Source organism: Agrococcus lahaulensis DSM 17612 (assembly GCF_000425105.1).
GTDB lineage: Bacteria > Actinomycetota > Actinomycetes > Actinomycetales > Microbacteriaceae > Agrococcus > Agrococcus lahaulensis.
In genome coordinates this window covers 68,115-82,871 of the sequence record NZ_AULD01000006.1, presented here as the reverse complement: position 1 = coordinate 82,871, position 14,757 = coordinate 68,115, and the positions used below count along the sequence as shown (strand labels likewise).

Annotated in this window: 15 protein-coding genes; 13 read left to right on the top strand and 2 right to left on the bottom strand. The window is 72.1% G+C overall.

Features of this window, described 5'->3' with window-relative positions; all coding sequences use genetic code 11:
- The first annotated feature begins 39 nt into the window (after nt 1–39).
- Both H508_RS0105125 and H508_RS0105120 read left to right on the top strand, forming a co-directional pair.
- Entirely contained in the window at nt 40–1,416 is a 1,377-nt protein-coding gene (locus tag H508_RS0105125) for a purine-cytosine permease family protein (protein ID WP_026373283.1), read from the top strand.
- Nucleotides 1,406–2,077, top strand: a complete 672-nt coding sequence (locus H508_RS0105120) for a cyclase family protein (protein WP_051222777.1) — start codon at nt 1,406–1,408, stop codon at nt 2,075–2,077. The genes H508_RS0105125 and H508_RS0105120 overlap by 11 nt, the downstream gene beginning before the upstream one ends.
- A 422-nt stretch (nt 2,078–2,499) precedes the next feature.
- On the opposite strand, the gene rpsT is transcribed toward H508_RS0105120, so the two are convergent.
- Nucleotides 2,500–2,760: a 30S ribosomal protein S20 gene (gene rpsT / locus H508_RS0105115; RefSeq protein ID WP_026373281.1), complete on the bottom strand. Its 261-nt coding sequence runs from the start codon at nt 2,758–2,760 to the stop codon at nt 2,500–2,502.
- Nucleotides 2,761–2,979: 219 nt separating this feature from the next.
- Here rpsT and lepA point away from each other — a divergent pair, with 219 nt between their 5' ends.
- Genes lepA through hemW form a run of 3 tightly spaced genes read left to right on the top strand, consistent with a single transcriptional unit; the run spans nt 2,980 to nt 6,669 of the window.
- On the top strand, nt 2,980–4,830 hold the full coding sequence (gene lepA, locus H508_RS0105110; RefSeq protein ID WP_026373280.1) for a translation elongation factor 4: 1,851 nt from the start codon (nt 2,980–2,982) through the stop codon (nt 4,828–4,830).
- On the top strand, nt 4,827–5,462 hold the full coding sequence (locus H508_RS0105105; RefSeq protein ID WP_026373279.1) for a DUF1990 domain-containing protein: 636 nt from the start codon (nt 4,827–4,829) through the stop codon (nt 5,460–5,462). The genes lepA and H508_RS0105105 overlap by 4 nt, the downstream gene beginning before the upstream one ends.
- Before the next feature lies 1 nt (nt 5,463).
- On the top strand, nt 5,464–6,669 hold the full coding sequence (hemW, locus tag H508_RS0105100; RefSeq protein WP_026373278.1) for a radical SAM family heme chaperone HemW: 1,206 nt from the start codon (nt 5,464–5,466) through the stop codon (nt 6,667–6,669).
- Between the two features lie 3 nt (nt 6,670–6,672).
- Here the strand turns inward: hemW and H508_RS16620 are convergent, their stop codons facing one another.
- Nucleotides 6,673–7,491, bottom strand: coding sequence for a DUF4870 domain-containing protein (locus H508_RS16620; RefSeq protein ID WP_051222774.1), 819 nt, complete (start codon nt 7,489–7,491; stop codon nt 6,673–6,675).
- 165 nt (nt 7,492–7,656) lie between these two features.
- On the opposite strand from H508_RS16620, the gene hrcA reads away from it, so the two are divergent.
- The 8 genes from hrcA to era are packed head-to-tail and all read left to right on the top strand — an operon-like array spanning nt 7,657 to nt 14,500.
- The gene (gene hrcA, locus H508_RS0105090) at nt 7,657–8,670 is read left to right on the top strand and encodes a heat-inducible transcriptional repressor HrcA (protein WP_026373277.1); all 1,014 of its coding nucleotides are present in this window, start codon (nt 7,657–7,659) and stop codon (nt 8,668–8,670) included.
- Nucleotides 8,671–9,759, top strand: coding sequence for a DnaJ C-terminal domain-containing protein (locus tag H508_RS0105085; protein WP_026373276.1), 1,089 nt, complete (start codon nt 8,671–8,673; stop codon nt 9,757–9,759). It abuts the gene before it with no gap.
- On the top strand, nt 9,759–10,484 hold the full coding sequence (locus tag H508_RS0105080; protein ID WP_026373275.1) for a 16S rRNA (uracil(1498)-N(3))-methyltransferase: 726 nt from the start codon (nt 9,759–9,761) through the stop codon (nt 10,482–10,484). Before H508_RS0105085 ends, H508_RS0105080 begins: the two co-directional genes overlap by 1 nt.
- A gap of 25 nt (nt 10,485–10,509) precedes the next feature.
- Nucleotides 10,510–10,854: a histidine triad nucleotide-binding protein gene (locus H508_RS17810; RefSeq protein ID WP_026373274.1), complete on the top strand. Its 345-nt coding sequence runs from the start codon at nt 10,510–10,512 to the stop codon at nt 10,852–10,854.
- A gap of 34 nt (nt 10,855–10,888) precedes the next feature.
- Complete coding sequence (locus H508_RS14630) at nt 10,889–11,860, top strand: PhoH family protein (protein ID WP_084155133.1); 972 nt, start codon at nt 10,889–10,891, stop codon at nt 11,858–11,860.
- Entirely contained in the window at nt 11,860–12,336 is a 477-nt protein-coding gene (ybeY, locus tag H508_RS0105065; protein ID WP_026373273.1) for an rRNA maturation RNase YbeY, read from the top strand. The genes H508_RS14630 and ybeY overlap by 1 nt, the downstream gene beginning before the upstream one ends.
- Entirely contained in the window at nt 12,336–13,613 is a 1,278-nt protein-coding gene (locus H508_RS14625) for a hemolysin family protein (protein ID WP_035254147.1), read from the top strand. Before ybeY ends, H508_RS14625 begins: the two co-directional genes overlap by 1 nt.
- On the top strand, nt 13,610–14,500 hold the full coding sequence (gene era / locus H508_RS0105055) for a GTPase Era (protein ID WP_021011327.1): 891 nt from the start codon (nt 13,610–13,612) through the stop codon (nt 14,498–14,500). Before H508_RS14625 ends, era begins: the two co-directional genes overlap by 4 nt.
- The last annotated feature ends 257 nt before the right edge of the window (nt 14,501–14,757 follow it).

Sequence of the window (14,757 nt, the reverse complement as noted above, 5' to 3'; positions counted from 1 at the left end):
CCCAGTCCCGTCCCAAGCCCCACCCGTCGAAGGAGACCGATGTCGCTCTACTCCCGCCTCGAACGCCGACTGGAGGCGAGCGCCGACGACGCCGGTCCCGTCCGCGGCACCTACTCGTCCGGCCGCATGCTCATGATCTGGCTCGCGGCGAACCTCGTCGTGACGACGCTGCTGACGGGCACGCTCTTCGTGCCCGACGTGCCCTACGGCCTCGTGCTCGGCCTCATCGTCGGCGGCACGGTGCTCGGCGCGTGCGTGCTCGTGCTCATCGGCGCGATCGGCACCCGCACGGGCCTCCCGACGATGGCGCTCACGCGCGGCCCCTTCGGCACCCGCGGCAGCCTGCTGCCCGCCGCCGCGAACCTCGTCATCCTCATGGGCTGGAGCTGGGTGCAGGCGATGCTCGCCGGCATCTCGCTCAACTACATCGTCGAGACGCTCACCGGCTTCTCGAGCCCGGTGATCTTCGCCGTGCTGTGCCAGACGATCGTCGTCATCCTCGCGATCTTCGGCCACGCCGGCGTCGCGCGCGTCGAGCCGTGGTTCGCAGCCGTCATCCTCGCGATCTCCGCCTACGTCTTCATCACCGCGTTCACGACCTTCACGCCCGCCGAGTTCGCGGCGATCCCGGGCAGCGCCGAGCCGTTCTACACGCCCGGCCTGATGTTCGACGTCGTGCTCGCGACCGCGATCTCCTGGACCGTCCTGTCGGCCGACTTCAACCGCTTCGCCCGCACGACGAAGGGCGGCGCGATCGGCTCGGGCGTCGGCTACACGCTCTCGACCGTCACCGCGATGACCGTCGGCGCGACCGCGATCGGCTACGTCGTGCTGAGCGGCGGCGAGGCTGTCGCCTTCGACCCGACGACGATCATCGAGCCCTTCGGCGCGCTCTTCGCCGTCGCGATCTTCCTCTCGGTCATGGCGACCAACACGATGGTCGTCTACGGCATGGTCACGACGGTCGTGAACGCGCTGCCGGGCAAGCGGGTGCCGTTCCTCGCGAGCGCGCTCATCCTCGGCGCCATCTCGATCATCGGCGCGACCTTCTTCGGCCTGCTCGACCAGTTCACGACGTTCCTCGTCACGATCAGCGCGCTCTTCGCGCCGGTCTTCGCGATCATGATCGTCGACTACTACCTCCTCAAGCGCCGCGCCTACACCGCCGACATCCTCGAGGCGCGCGGGGGCCGCTACTGGTACACGGGCGGCGTCAACTGGATCGCCGTCGGCTCGTGGGTCGTGGGCGCGGCGCTCGCCTACGCCTGGGCGTACGTGTGGCCGCTGCCGTTCGGCGCGACCGTGCCGAGCTTCGTCGTCACCTTCGTGCTCTACCTCGTGCTCTCGCTCCCGGGCCGCGCGAAGGGCGCGCCCGAGCCGGTGCCGCACCTGGCCGAGACGGCGGATGCGCGCTGACACCTCGGGGGATGCTCGCGGCACGCTCGTCGACCTGAGCCATCCCGTCGTCGACGGGATGCAGGTCTACCCCGGCGACCCCGCGGTGCGGATCGAGCCCGCGCTCACGGTCACCGCCGACGGCGTCGACGTCGCGCGCATCCGGATGGGCTCCCACACGGGCACGCACGTCGACGCCCCCTCGCACTCGATCGAGGGCGGCCGCTCGATGGCCGACGTCGCGCTCGACGAGCTCGTGGGGGAGGCGCTCGTCGTGCGCGTGCCGGGGCTCGCAGACGGCGAGGTGTACGACTGGAGCCGGCTCGAGGCAGCGGGAGCGCTGCCGGAGCGCGTGCCGCCCATCGTGCTCGTCGACACCGGCTGGGCCGCGCACTTCGGCACCGACCGGGCGCTGCGCCACCCCGGGATGGCGGCGGATGCGGCCCTCGAGCTGCAGCGCCGCGGCATGCGGGTGCTCGCGGTCGACACGCTGAGCCCCGACCCGACGGGCACGGCGGATGCGTCGTTCCCGGTCCACGAGGTCGTGCTCGGCGCCGACGGCCTCATCGTCGAGAACGTGCGGGGCCTCGAGGCGCTGCCGACGCGGGTGCGGGTCGGCTTCTTCCCGCTGCGCCTCGCCGGCGACGGCGCCCCGGTGCGGGCGGTCGCCTTCCTCGACTGATCGCCGCGTCGAGTGGCGGCGTCGCCCGCAGGTGAGTGGCGGCTCCGGCAGGTGAGTGGCGCGTCCGGCAGGTGAGTGGCGCGTTCCGTGGGTGAGTGGCGCCTCCGCGGCTGAGCGGCGGCTCCCGCGGGTGAAGCGGGCCCCTCCCGTTGGCCGCCACTCGATCCCGGAGACCGCCACTCGATCACGGCGGCCGCCACTCGATCACCGCGGCCGCCACGGAGGCGCGGAGTCGACCACTGAGGCGCGGAGTTGACCACTCAGCCGCGGAGTTGACCACTCAGGCGCGCAGTTGACCACTCAGGCGCGGAGTTGACAACTCAAGCGCGGAGTTGACCACTCGGGCGCGGGAGGCGACACTCGGGCGGGACGACGAAGGCGGGGGCCCGTCGGGGCCCCCGCCTTCGAGGTGTGCGGCTCGATCAGAGCGCGGCGACCTGCTTCGCGATCGACGACTTGCGGTTCGCGGCCTGGTTCTTGTGGATGACGCCCTTCGAGGCGGCCTTGTCGAGCTTGCGCGCCGCGATGGCGACCTTCTCCTGCGCCACGGCCTTGTCGCCCGCGGCGATCGCCTTGCGCGCCTCGCGCACAGCGGTCTTGACCTCGCTCTTGACGGCGCGGTTGCGGTCGGTCGCCTTCTGGTTGGTGAGGATGCGCTTGATCTGCGACTTGATGTTCGCCACGTGGGGTCCTGTTCTGATCGGAAGATGGTTGGCGGCGGCTTGCGCTCCCAAGAGCCCCGCCGCGACCCGCCCTCGCGCGACGGGCGCACGGAAGAAGGGGAAGCCAACGAACGACTCTACCAGCGCGCGGCCCGCGGTCGCAACGCGGCCCGACGCATCCGCTGTGGGAGAATGGGCCATTCCGCACCACCCCATCGAGACCCCCATCGAGAAGGACCCGTGAGCCCCAGAGCGACCAAGGCACTCGAGCCTGCCTCGACCGATCCCGCGAGCATCCGCAACTTCTGCATCATCGCGCACATCGACCACGGCAAGTCGACCCTCGCCGACCGCATGCTGCAGCTCACGGGCGTCGTCGACGACCGCTCGATGCGCGCGCAGTACCTCGACCGCATGGACATCGAGCGCGAGCGCGGCATCACGATCAAGTCCCAGGCCGTCCGGATGCCGTGGGAGGTCGACGGCGAGACGTTCGCGCTCAACATGATCGACACCCCCGGCCACGTCGACTTCACCTACGAGGTGAGCCGCTCGCTCGCCGCGTGCGAGGGCGCGATCCTGCTCGTCGACGCCGCGCAGGGCATCGAGGCGCAGACGCTCGCGAACCTCTACCTCGCGATGGACAACGACCTCGAGATCATCCCGGTGCTCAACAAGATCGACCTGCCGGCCGCCGACCCCGACAAGTTCGCGGCCGAGATCGCCGGCCTCATCGGCGGCGACCCCGACGACGTGCTGCGCGTGAGCGGCAAGACGGGCGTGGGCGTCGACGCGCTGCTCGACCGCGTCGTGCGCACGATCCCCGCGCCGCAGGGCGACGTCGACGGGCCGGCTCGCGCGATGATCTTCGACTCCGTGTACGACAGCTACCGCGGCGTCGTCACCTACGTGCGCATGGTCGACGGCCGGCTCCAGCCTCGCGAGCAGATCCAGATGATGTCGACGGGCGCGCGCCACGAGCTGCTCGAGATCGGCGTCTCGAGCCCCGAGCCCGTGCCCGCGAAGGGGCTCGCCGCGGGCGAGGTCGGCTACCTCATCACGGGCGTGAAGGACGTGCGCCAGTCGAAGGTCGGCGACACCGTCACGACCTTCCGCGCCCCGGCGACCGAGCCCCTCAAGGGCTACGCCGACCCGAAGCCGATGGTCTTCTCGGGTCTCTACCCGATCGACGGCAGCGACTACCCGGTGCTGCGCGAGGCGCTCGACAAGCTCAAGCTGTCGGATGCGGCGCTCGTCTACGAGCCGGAGACCTCCGTCGCGCTCGGCTTCGGCTTCCGCTGCGGCTTCCTGGGCCTCCTGCACCTCGAGATCATCACCGAGCGGCTCGAGCGCGAGTTCAACCTCGACCTCATCGCGACAGCCCCGAGCGTCGTCTACGAGGTGCAGACCGAGGACCGCGTCGTGCACACCGTGACGAACCCGAGCGAGTTCCCCGAGGGCAAGATCCACTCGATCGTCGAGCCGATGGTGCGCGCGACGATCCTCGCGCCGAAGGACTACGTCGGCGCGATCATGGAGCTGTGCCAGTCGCGCCGCGGCACGCTCGGCGGCATGGAGTACCTCTCGGAGGACCGCGTCGAGCTGCGCTACCGCCTGCCGCTCGGCGAGATCGTCTTCGACTTCTTCGACCAGCTGAAGTCGAAGACGCAGGGCTACGCCTCGCTCGACTACGAGCTCGACGGCGAGGAGGAGGGCGACCTCGTCAAGGTCGACATCCTGCTCCAGGGCGAGCAGGTGGATGCGTTCAGCGCGATCGTGCACCGCGACAAGGCCTACGCCTACGGCGTGCTCATGGCCGGCAAGCTCAAGGACCTCATCCCGAGGCAGCAGTTCGAGGTGCCGATCCAGGCCGCCGTCGGAGCGCGCATCATCGCGCGCGAGACGATCCGCGCGATCCGCAAGGACGTGCTCGCGAAGTGCTACGGCGGCGACATCTCCCGCAAGCGCAAGCTGCTCGAGAAGCAGAAGGAGGGCAAGAAGCGCATGAAGATGGTCGGCCGCGTCGAGGTGCCTCAAGAGGCGTTCATCGCCGCCCTCTCGAGCGGCGAGTCGAAGAAGGACGCGAAGTGAAGCCCATCCGCGAGCGCTCGACCAACTACGGCGCCGTGGGCGCGACGGCGCACTTCGACTTCACGCGCTTCCCCCCGAAGGGCTTCGAGGTCGTGCAGCGGCGCGCGCGCATCGGCCACGGCCGGCCGCGCTTCGACGCCGCCGTCGCGGCGCTGCGCACCTGGAAGGTGCAGCGGCTCGCAGGCATCGAGGTCGACGTCGTGGGCACCGAGGAGGGCACGGTCTACCGCCCGGTCGGCTTCCAGGACGGCGAGGCCACGCGCGCCGCGAGCGTCGAGCCGCAGCAGGACTTCGGCCCCGACGGCGAGCCGTTCCTCCAGCCGGGCGACTCGATCGACCAGCGCATCCGCTTCCTCGGCATGCAGTTCCACGGCCCGATGCGCGTCATCGCGGTCGAGGAGGAGCCCGACAGCCACGGCGTGATCCTCGGCTCGCTCGAGGGGCACCCCGAGGCCGGCGAGGAGCGCTTCACGATCGAGATCGCCGAGGACGAGACGGTCTTCCTCCACTTCCGCGCGATCGTCCGCAACGCGGCGTGGTACGCGAAGCTCGGCGCGCCCATCTCGAAGGCGCTGCGCTCGAAGTACCACGACCGCTACATGGACGTGCTGCGCTCGATCGACGTGCGCTGACGTGGGACGCCTGCCCGACGGCGAGGCGGCGCCCGCCGACGGCCGGCTGCCCGAGGGCACCGCGGCCGATGCGCCGTTCGGCGCCTACATCCACGTGCCGTTCTGCTCGGTGCGGTGCGGCTACTGCGACTTCAACACCTACACGGCCGACGAGCTGCGCGGCGCGACGCGCGCGGGCTACCCGGGCGACGTCGCCGCCGAGATCCGCCTCGCGCGCGAGGTGCTCGGCGAGCTCGGTCCGCTCCGGCCAATGCAGACCGTCTTCTTCGGCGGCGGCACGCCCACGCTCCTGCCCTCGGGCGACCTCGTCGCGATGCTCCAGGGCGTGGCGGATGCGTTCGGGCTCGCCGACGGCGCGGAGGTCTCGGTCGAGGCGAACCCCGACTCCATCGACCGTGCCGGTCTCGCGCAACTGAGGGCGGGCGGCGTGACGCGCGTCTCGATCGGCATGCAGTCGGCGGTGCCGCACGTGCTCGCGGCGCTCGACCGCACGCACGACCCCGAGCGCGTGCCGCTCGTCGTCGAGTGGGCGCGAGAGGCGGGGCTCGAGGTGAGCCTCGACCTCATCTACGGCGCGCCGGGGGAGTCGCTCGCCGATTGGCAGCGCTCGCTCGACGCGGCCGTCGCGATGGCGCCCGACCACGTCTCGGCCTACGCGCTCATCGTCGAGGAGGGCACCGCCCTCGCGCGGCGCATCCGCCGGGGCGAGCTCGAGGCGCCCGACGACGACCTGCAGGCCGCGATGTACGAGGCGGCGGATGCGTCCCTCGGCCAGGCGGGCTACTCCTGGTACGAGATCTCCAACTGGGCGCGGGGCGACAGGGTCGCCCGGCACAACCTCGCCTACTGGCGCGGGCACGACTGGTGGGGCTTCGGGCCCGGCGCGCACAGCCACGTGGGCGGCGTGCGCTGGTGGAACGTCAAGCACCCGGCCGCCTACCGCGATCGCCTCGCCGCGGGCAGCTCGCCCGCGCTCGCGCGCGAGGTGCTCGACGCCGAGACGCGCCGGGTCGAGCGCGTGCTGCTCGAGTCGCGGATCGCCGAGGGGCTCGCGATCGACGTGCTCGACGCCGAGGGGCGCCGCGCGGTCGCGGGCCTCGTGGCCGAGGGCCTCGTCGACGGCAGAGCCGCCCTCGCGGGCCGGGTGGTCCCGACGCTGCGAGGGCGGCTGCTCGCCGACGCCGTCGTGCGGCGCCTGCTGCCGTGAGGCCTACTTCACGAGCCGCCAGTTGAACGGGTAGCGGTAGGAGCCTCCGGCGTTGACGCGCACGCCTCCGATGATCGAGAAGATCACCTGCAGCAGCGGCGGCACCCAGTAGAAGGCGCCGAGGATCGAGCCGATGCCGAACGTGAGGATGCCCAGGAGGACCGCGAGCACCCAGATGCCCACGACCAGGATGGTCATGAAGATGCCGAAGTTCAGCGCCTCCTTCGACTCCTGCCTGGCGAAGGCGCTGCGGTCCTTGTAGATGAGGTAGACGATGAGCGGGCCGATCCAGCCGCCGAAGCCGCCGGTGACGATCGTCGAGAGGCCCGAGAGGTGGCCCCACATGCCGGCGTTCTTCTCGTCGACGGGCGACATGGGCGCGCCCGCCGCGTACTGCGGCTGACCGGGGGCGCCGTACTGGGGCGATCCGTACTGCGGGGACCCGTACTGGGGGGCGCCGTGCTGCGGCGACCCGTACTGGGGGGCGCCGTGCTGCGGACCGCCGGGCTGGCCGTAGCCGCCCTGGCCGTACCCGGGCTGCCCGCTGGCGGGCTGGTCGAAGGGGGCGCTGCCGTGCTGGCCGGGGTGCGGTCGGCTCCAGTCGCGGCCGGCGTCGCCGCCCGCGCTGAACGCCGGCTGGCCAGGGGCGCCCGGCGCGCTGCCGGCCGCGGGGGCGGAGAACGGCTCGGCCGGCTGGCCGAGAGCGGGAGCGGCGGGCGCGCTGGGGGCTGCGTGCTGCTCGTCGGTGACCGAGAAGCCCTCGACGGAGGGGTCGGCCGGGTCGTGCTGGTCGTCTCGGCGGGGCACGTTGGGGTCGGACATGGGGAGTGCCTTTCGTGAATGGTCCGCGAGCTCTGCGGACGTTCCGCACGGCCATTGTGCGCCCGGGCGCCTGGGGAACGGGTGAGCGATCGGGCGCGACGCGCCGGAGCGCGGTAGGATTGGCAGTCAGCATCGGAGAGTGCCAGCAGGGGGAAGGAGCGCGGGATGGTCTCGGATCGCGGTCTCGAGGTCCTCCGGGCGATCGTCGAGGACTACGTCGCCCTGCGGGAGCCGGTGGGGTCGAAGTCGATCGTCGAGCGGCACGCCTTCGGGGTCTCCGCCGCGACGATCCGCAACGACATGGCGCTCCTCGAGGAGGAGGAGCTCATCGTCGCGCCGCACACGTCCTCGGGGCGGGTGCCGACCGACAAGGGCTACCGCGTCTTCGTCGACCGGCTGCAGCGCATGCAGCCGCTCACCCCCGCGCAGCGCCAGGCGATCGCGCGCTTCCTCGACGAGTCGGTCGACCGCGACGACGTGCTCGCCCGCACCGCGCGCCTGCTCTCGAGCCTCACGAACCAGGTCGCGCTCGTGCAGGTGCCGCTGCGGCGGCCCGGCGCCGTGCGCCGCGTCGAGCTCGTCGCGGTCACCGAGTCGAAGGTGCTCGCCGTGCTCATCCTCGACTCCGGGCGCGTCGAGCAGCGCCTGCTCGACGTCGGCCAGCGCATCGAGCCCGACCAGGCATCGGTGCTCGGTCGAGCGTTCACCGAGACGATCGCCGAGCTCGCTCCCGCGGAGGCCGTCCAGCGCCTCTCGTCGACAGCCGCATCCGCCCCCGCCTCCATCGCCGCCGCGACCGGCGCGGTCGCGCAGGCGCTCACCGAGATGCTGCAGGGCGCCGGCGGTGACCGCATCGTGATGGCGGGCGCCGCGAACCTCGTGCGCGAGGAGCGAGACTTCCAGGGCACCGTGACGCCCGTGCTCGACGCGATCGAGGAGCAGGTGACGCTCCTGCGCCTCTTCGACGAGATGGGCTCCGAGGGAGAGGTCGCGACCCGCATCGGGCGCGAGCTGTCGGGGCCGCTCGGCGAGGCGGCCGTCGTCGCGTCGACCTACACGGCCGACGGCAGCGAGGGGCACGTGGGCGTCCTGGGCCCGACCCGGATGGACTACGCAGGGAACATGGCCGCGGTGCGCGCAGTGGCGCGCTACCTCACGCGGCTGCTGAGCGAGGACTGAGTGAGCGACCACTACGAGACCCTCGGCGTCGAGCGCGACGCCACGCAGGACGAGATCAAGAAGGCGTACCGTCGGCTCGCGCGCGAGCTGCACCCCGACGTCAACCCGAGCGAGGACGCGGCCGAGCGCTTCAAAGACGTCACGCACGCCTACGACGTGCTCGGCGACCCGCAGTCGCGCGCGGAGTACGACCGCGGGCCGTCGCTCGGCGGTGCCGGGGGCTTCGGCTTCGGCGACATCTTCGAGCAGTTCTTCGGCGGCGGCCGCTCGGCCGGTCCGCGCTCGCGGCGCCAGCCGGGGCAGGACAGCCTGCTGCGCGTCGACCTCGACCTCGCCGACGTCGTCTTCGGGGTGCACCGCGAGCTCCGCGTGCAGACGGCCGTGCTGTGCGAGACGTGCGACGGCGCGTGCACCGCGCCGGGCTCGAGCCTGCAGCGCTGCACGATGTGCGGCGGCTCCGGCCACGTGCAGCGGCAGGTGCGGTCGCTGCTCGGCAACGTCGTCACGTCGCAGCCGTGCGCGGCGTGCCAGGGCTACGGCAGCATCATCCCCGAGCCGTGCCCGACGTGCGCGGGCCACGGCCGCGTGCGCGCCGAGCGCACGATCCCCGTCGACATCCCCGCGGGCGTCGACACCGGACTGCGCATCCAGCTGCCCGGCCAGGGCGAGGTCGGCGAGGCAGGCGGGCCCGCGGGCACGCTCTACCTCGAGATCAACGTGCGCCACCACGACGTCTTCTCCCGCGACGGCGACGACCTGCTCGGCACCCTCGAGGTGTCGTTCCCCGACGCGGTGCTCGGCGCGCGCAGCACCATCGAGGGCATCGACGGGCCCGTCGAGGTCGAGGTGCGCCCCGGCACCCAGTCGGGCGACGTCATCACGGTCGGGGAGCGCGGCGTCACGCGCCTCCGCGGCGCCGGTCGCGGCGACCTCAGGCTCGGCGTGCAGGTGGTCACGCCGCAGCGCGTCGACCGTCGCACGGAGGAGCTGCTGCGCGAGCTCCGCGACCGCACGAAGGCGCCCGCACCGCAGCTCGCGCACTTCAAGCAGGGGCTGTTCGCGAAGATGCGCGACCGCCTGCGCCTCTGATGGCGCACTGCTACTGGCACGACGCGCTCGCGGGCGCCGAGCCGGGCGCGATCGTGACGCTCGAGGGCGAGGAGGCGCACCACGCCGCCGTCGTCTCGCGCATGCGCCGCGGCGAGCGCGTGCTCGTGAGCGACGGCGCCGGGACGCTCGCCGAGGGGATCGTCGACCGCGTCGAGCGCGACGGCGTCGACGTGGTGCTCCAGCGCGTCGAGGCGGTGCCGCAGCCGAGCCCGCGCATCGCGCTCGCTCAGGCGCTCGCGAAGGGCGATCGCGCCGAGCTCGCCGTGCAGGCATCCACCGAGCTCGGCGTCGACGTCATCGTGCCGTGGCAGGCGCGGCGCAGCGTCGTGCAGTGGAAGGGCGACCGCGGCGACAAGGCGCTCGAGCGCTGGCGTCGGATCGTGCGGGAGGCGGGCAAGCAGGCCATCCGCGCGCGGCTGCCGGAGGTGACGGGCGTCGTCGACACCGCGGGGCTCGCGGGCCTCGCCGGGCAGTGGCAGCTCGTCGTGCTCGACCCGACCGCACCCGACTCGATCGCCGAGGTGCCGCTCGAGGGCGATGCGCTGCTCGTCGTCGGGCCGGAGGGCGGCATCGACACGGGCGAGCTCGAGGCGCTCGACGCGGCCGGCGCGGTGCGGGCGCGGATGGGGGACCACGTGCTGCGCACCTCGACGGCCGGTCTCGCCGGGCTCGCGGCCCTCTCGCTGCGCTTCGGGCGATGGTGAGCGGGGCGCGGGTAGGCTGACTGCCATGGCTGAGCCCACCGTGTTCGAGCGGATCGTCGCGCGGGAGATCCCGGCGGAGATCGTGCTCGAGACCGACCGCATCATCGCGTTCACCGACATCGCGCCGCAAGCGCCCATGCACGTCGTCGTGACGCCCAAGACGTCGCAGTACCGCGATGTCGTCGAGCTCGCCGCCGGCGACCCCCACCTCATGGCCGAGATGGTGCAGGCCGCGCAGGCGATCGCCCGGGAGCGGGCCGAGGGCGACTTCCGGCTCGTCTTCAACACCGGTGAGCTCGCCGGTCAGACCGTCTTCCACGTGCACGCGCACGTGCTCGCCGGCGCACTCAGAGAGGGATCGCTTGCCTGACGCAACCCGTTCGATCGAGATCGACGGCATCGAGATGGTGCGGCTGCTCGGGCCGCAGGACCGGCTCCTCACGCGCCTCGAGCGCGAGCACCCCGACGTGCGGGTCGCGGTGCGCGGCAACCTCGTCACGCTCGGGGGCCCCGAGCACGACGTCGAGGTCGCGGGCCGCCTCGTGCAGGAGCTCGTCGACCTCGTGCGCCAGGGCACGGCCCTCAGCCAGACCGAGGTCGCCGAGGGCAGCCGCATCCTGCGGCAGGACACGTCGCGCAGCCTCGCCGACGCGATCGGCGAGGTGATCCTGACGAGCAAGGGCAAGTCGATCCGTGCGAAGACCGAGGGCCAGCGCGCCTACGTCGAGTCGATCGACGCCCACACGATCGTCTTCGGCATCGGCCCCGCCGGCACCGGCAAGACCTACCTCGCGATGGCCAAGGCCGTGCAGGCGCTGCACCGCAAGGAGGTCAACCGCATCATCCTCACGCGCCCCGCGGTCGAGGCGGGCGAGCGGCTCGGCTTCCTCCCCGGCACGCTCACCGACAAGATCGACCCCTACCTGCGGCCGCTCTACGACGCGCTCAACGAGATGATGGATCCCGAGCTCGTGCCGAAGCTGCTCGCGACCGGGGTCGTCGAGGTCGCCCCGCTCGCCTACATGCGCGGCCGCACGCTCAACGACTCGTTCATCGTGCTCGACGAGGCGCAGAACACGACCCCCGAGCAGATGAAGATGTTCCTCACGCGACTCGGCTTCGGCTCGAAGATGGTCGTCACGGGCGACGCGACCCAGGTCGACCTGCCCGCCGGCACCTCGGGGCTGCAGGTCGCGCAGCAGGTGCTCGGCAAGATCGACGACATCCGCTTCGCGATGCTCACGAGCGCCGACGTCGTGCGCCACACGCTCGTGGGCGAGATCGTCGACGCCTACACGGCGCACGACCAGCGGGTCATGGCGCGGCAGGCCCGCCAGGGCCAGCAGTCGCACCACTCGCGGCGGGGGCGGCACTGATGTCGATCGACCTCCTGAACGAGACGGATGCGTCGGTCGACGAGGCGCAGCTCGTGCGGCTCGTCGCGCACCACCTCGAGAAGCTCTTCGTGCACCCCGACGCCGACGTCTCGATCGCGCTCGTCGACGTCGCGGCGATGGAGCAGCTGCACGTCCAGTGGATGGACGAGCCCGGCCCGACCGACGTGCTCTCCTTCCCGATGGACGAGCTGCGGCCCGGCAGCCACGACCGGCCGGCGCCCGCCGGCCTGCTCGGCGACATCGTGCTGTGCCCCGAGGTGGCGCAGCAGCAGGCGCTCGAGGCGAACCACTCGCTCATGACCGAGCTGCGGCTCCTCACGACGCACGGACTCCTCCACCTGCTCGGCTTCGACCACGCCGAGCCGGCGGAGCGCGACGAGATGTTCGAGCTGCAGGACACGCTGCTCGCGGCGTTCGAGGCGGCCGACAGCGGCACGCCCGGCCGCGTCCGCTGATGTTCGAGGTCGTCCTCTTCGTCGTCGCAGGGCTGCTGATCGTCTTCGGCGCCTGGCTCGCCGCGTGCGATGCGGCGCTCGGCGTCGTCTCGCGCGCCGAGCTGCAGGAGGCGGCGGTCGCCGCCCGCCGCGGCAGGAAGATGCTCGCGATCGCCGACGACCTGCGCGGCCACGTCATGACGCTCCAGTTCGGCCGCATCATGTGCGAGACGATCGCCGCGGTGCTCGTCGCCCTCGCGGTCGACTCGCTCGTCACCGAGTGGTGGATCACGCTGCTCGTCGCCGGGGGCGTCATGATCGTCGTCTCCTTCGTGCTCGTCGGCACGAGCCCGCGCGCCGTCGGCCGTCAGCACGCCGTCGCGCTCCTGCGCGCATCCGCCGGCTTCCTGCGCTTCTGGCGCGTGCTCATGGGACCCATCGCGATGCTCGTCGCGACCGTGGGCGAGAAGGTGACGCCCGGCCGGCAGCGCGAGACCGCGTTCACGACCGAGGCGCAGCTGCTGTCGATGGTCGACGCCGCCGCTGAGAGCGACGTGCTCGAGGACGAGGACCGCGAGCTCATCCACTCGATCTTCGAGTTCAACGAGACGCTCGTGCGCGAGGTGATGGTGCCGCGCCCCGACATGATCGTCGTCGAGCGCGACGTCACGGCGCAGGATGCGCTTCGGCAGTTCCTCGACAACGGCCTCTCGCGCATGCCGGTCGTGGGGGAGTCGACCGACGAGATCCTCGGCATCCTGTACTTGCGCGACGTCGTGCGCTCCCGCACGTGGCGGCCCGACGCATCCGAGACCGCCGAGGAGCTCGCGCGCCCCGCGCTGCTCGTGCCGGAGTCGAAGAAGGCCGACGACACGCTCGCGCTCATGCAGGCCGATCGCGTGCACGTCGCGATGGTCGTCGACGAGTACGGGGGCATCGCCGGGCTCGTGACGCTCGAGGACCTCGTCGAGGAGCTCGTGGGCGAGATCCACGACGAGCACGACCGGGGCCGCAGCGAGGTCGTCGAGGTCGGCGACGGCTCGTGGCGCGTCTCGGCGCGGCTGCAGATCGACGAGCTCGGCGACCTCTTCGACCTCTCGCTCGACGACGAGGAGGTCGACACCGTCGGCGGGCTCGTGCAGAAGGAGCTCGGGCGCATCGCCGAGGTCGGCGACGTCGTGCACGTCGCGGGGCTGCGCATCGAGGTGCGCTCGCTCGACGGCCGCGGCCGGCTCGCGGGCGAGATGGAGGTCTCGCGCATCGTCGAGGCCGAGACGACGGCGGAGGCCGAGGCATGAGCGAGCACCGGAGCGGATTCGTCACCTTCGTCGGGAGGCCCAACGCGGGCAAGTCGACGCTCATGAACGCGCTCGTGGGCGAGAAGATCGCGATCACGTCGTCGAAGCCGCAGACGACGCGCCACGCGATCCGCGGCGTCGTGCACCGCGACGACGCGCAGCTCGTCATCGTCGACACCCCGGGCATGCACAAGCCGCGTACGCTGCTCGGCAAGCGGCTCAACGCCGTCGTGCAGACGACGCTCGGCGACGTCGACGTCATCTGCCTGTGTGTGCCGGCCGACGAGCCGCTCGGGCCCGGCGACCGCTACATCGACCAGCAGCTCGAGGGCTTCCCGCGCGCGAAGAAGGTCGCCGTCGTGACGAAGACCGACGCCGCCTCGAAGGAGCGCGTCGCGCAGCAGCTGCTCGCGGTGAGCGAGCTGCGGGAGTGGGACGCGATCGTGCCGCTGTCGTCGGTCGCGGGCCACCAGCTCGACGTGCTCGTCGACGCGCTCGTCGAGCTGCTGCCCGAGGGGCCGCCGCTCTACGAGGCCGAGACGACGACGGAGGAGCCGCTCTCGGTGCGCATCGCCGAGCTCATCCGCGAGGCCGCGCTCGAGGGCGTGCGCGACGAGCTGCCGCACTCGATCATGGTGACGCTCGACGACATCGTGCGCCGCGAGGACCGCGAGCTCACCGACGTCTACGCGAACCTCTGGGTCGAGCGCGACAGCCAGAAGGGCATCATCATCGGCAAGGGCGGCTCGCGGCTGCGGCAGGTGGGGGCGGATGCGCGGCGCGAGATCGAGCGCATCGTCGGCACCCAGGTGCACCTCGACCTGCGCGTGAAGGTCGCGAAGGAGTGGCAGGGCGACCCGAAGCAGCTGGGCCGCTTCGGGTTTTGAGTCCGCAGCGCTCAATGCGGCAACGCCGCGTTGAGCGCGGAGGACTCAAGCCCGAGGAGCGCGCGGCTCGGCCGCGCGCGTCTCGAGGGCCCGCCTTCCGCTGGTCGAGCAGCCCGCGCAGCGGCGTATCGAGACCCGGCTGCTCCGTCTCGATACGCGGCCTGCGGCCGCTACTCGACGAGCGGGGGAGGAGCGGCGCCGTTGTCCCCCTCCCGGATGATTCCGCGCCCGCGCACGCCGACGCATCCGCCCGCCGC

Coding starts and splice junctions, on each gene's coding strand:
- H508_RS0105125 (WP_026373283.1), top strand. CDS start 40: ATGTCGCTCTACTCCCGCCTCGAACGCCGACTGGAGGCGAGCGCCGAC.
- H508_RS0105120 (WP_051222777.1), top strand. CDS start 1,406: ATGCGCGCTGACACCTCGGGGGATGCTCGCGGCACGCTCGTCGACCTG.
- H508_RS16620 (WP_051222774.1), bottom strand. CDS start 7,491: ATGTCCGACCCCAACGTGCCCCGCCGAGACGACCAGCACGACCCGGCC.
- hrcA (WP_026373277.1), top strand. CDS start 7,657: ATGGTCTCGGATCGCGGTCTCGAGGTCCTCCGGGCGATCGTCGAGGAC.
- H508_RS0105080 (WP_026373275.1), top strand. CDS start 9,759: ATGGCGCACTGCTACTGGCACGACGCGCTCGCGGGCGCCGAGCCGGGC.
- H508_RS17810 (WP_026373274.1), top strand. CDS start 10,510: ATGGCTGAGCCCACCGTGTTCGAGCGGATCGTCGCGCGGGAGATCCCG.
- H508_RS14630 (WP_084155133.1), top strand. CDS start 10,889: ATGGTGCGGCTGCTCGGGCCGCAGGACCGGCTCCTCACGCGCCTCGAG.
- ybeY (WP_026373273.1), top strand. CDS start 11,860: ATGTCGATCGACCTCCTGAACGAGACGGATGCGTCGGTCGACGAGGCG.
- H508_RS14625 (WP_035254147.1), top strand. CDS start 12,336: ATGTTCGAGGTCGTCCTCTTCGTCGTCGCAGGGCTGCTGATCGTCTTC.
- era (WP_021011327.1), top strand. CDS start 13,610: ATGAGCGAGCACCGGAGCGGATTCGTCACCTTCGTCGGGAGGCCCAAC.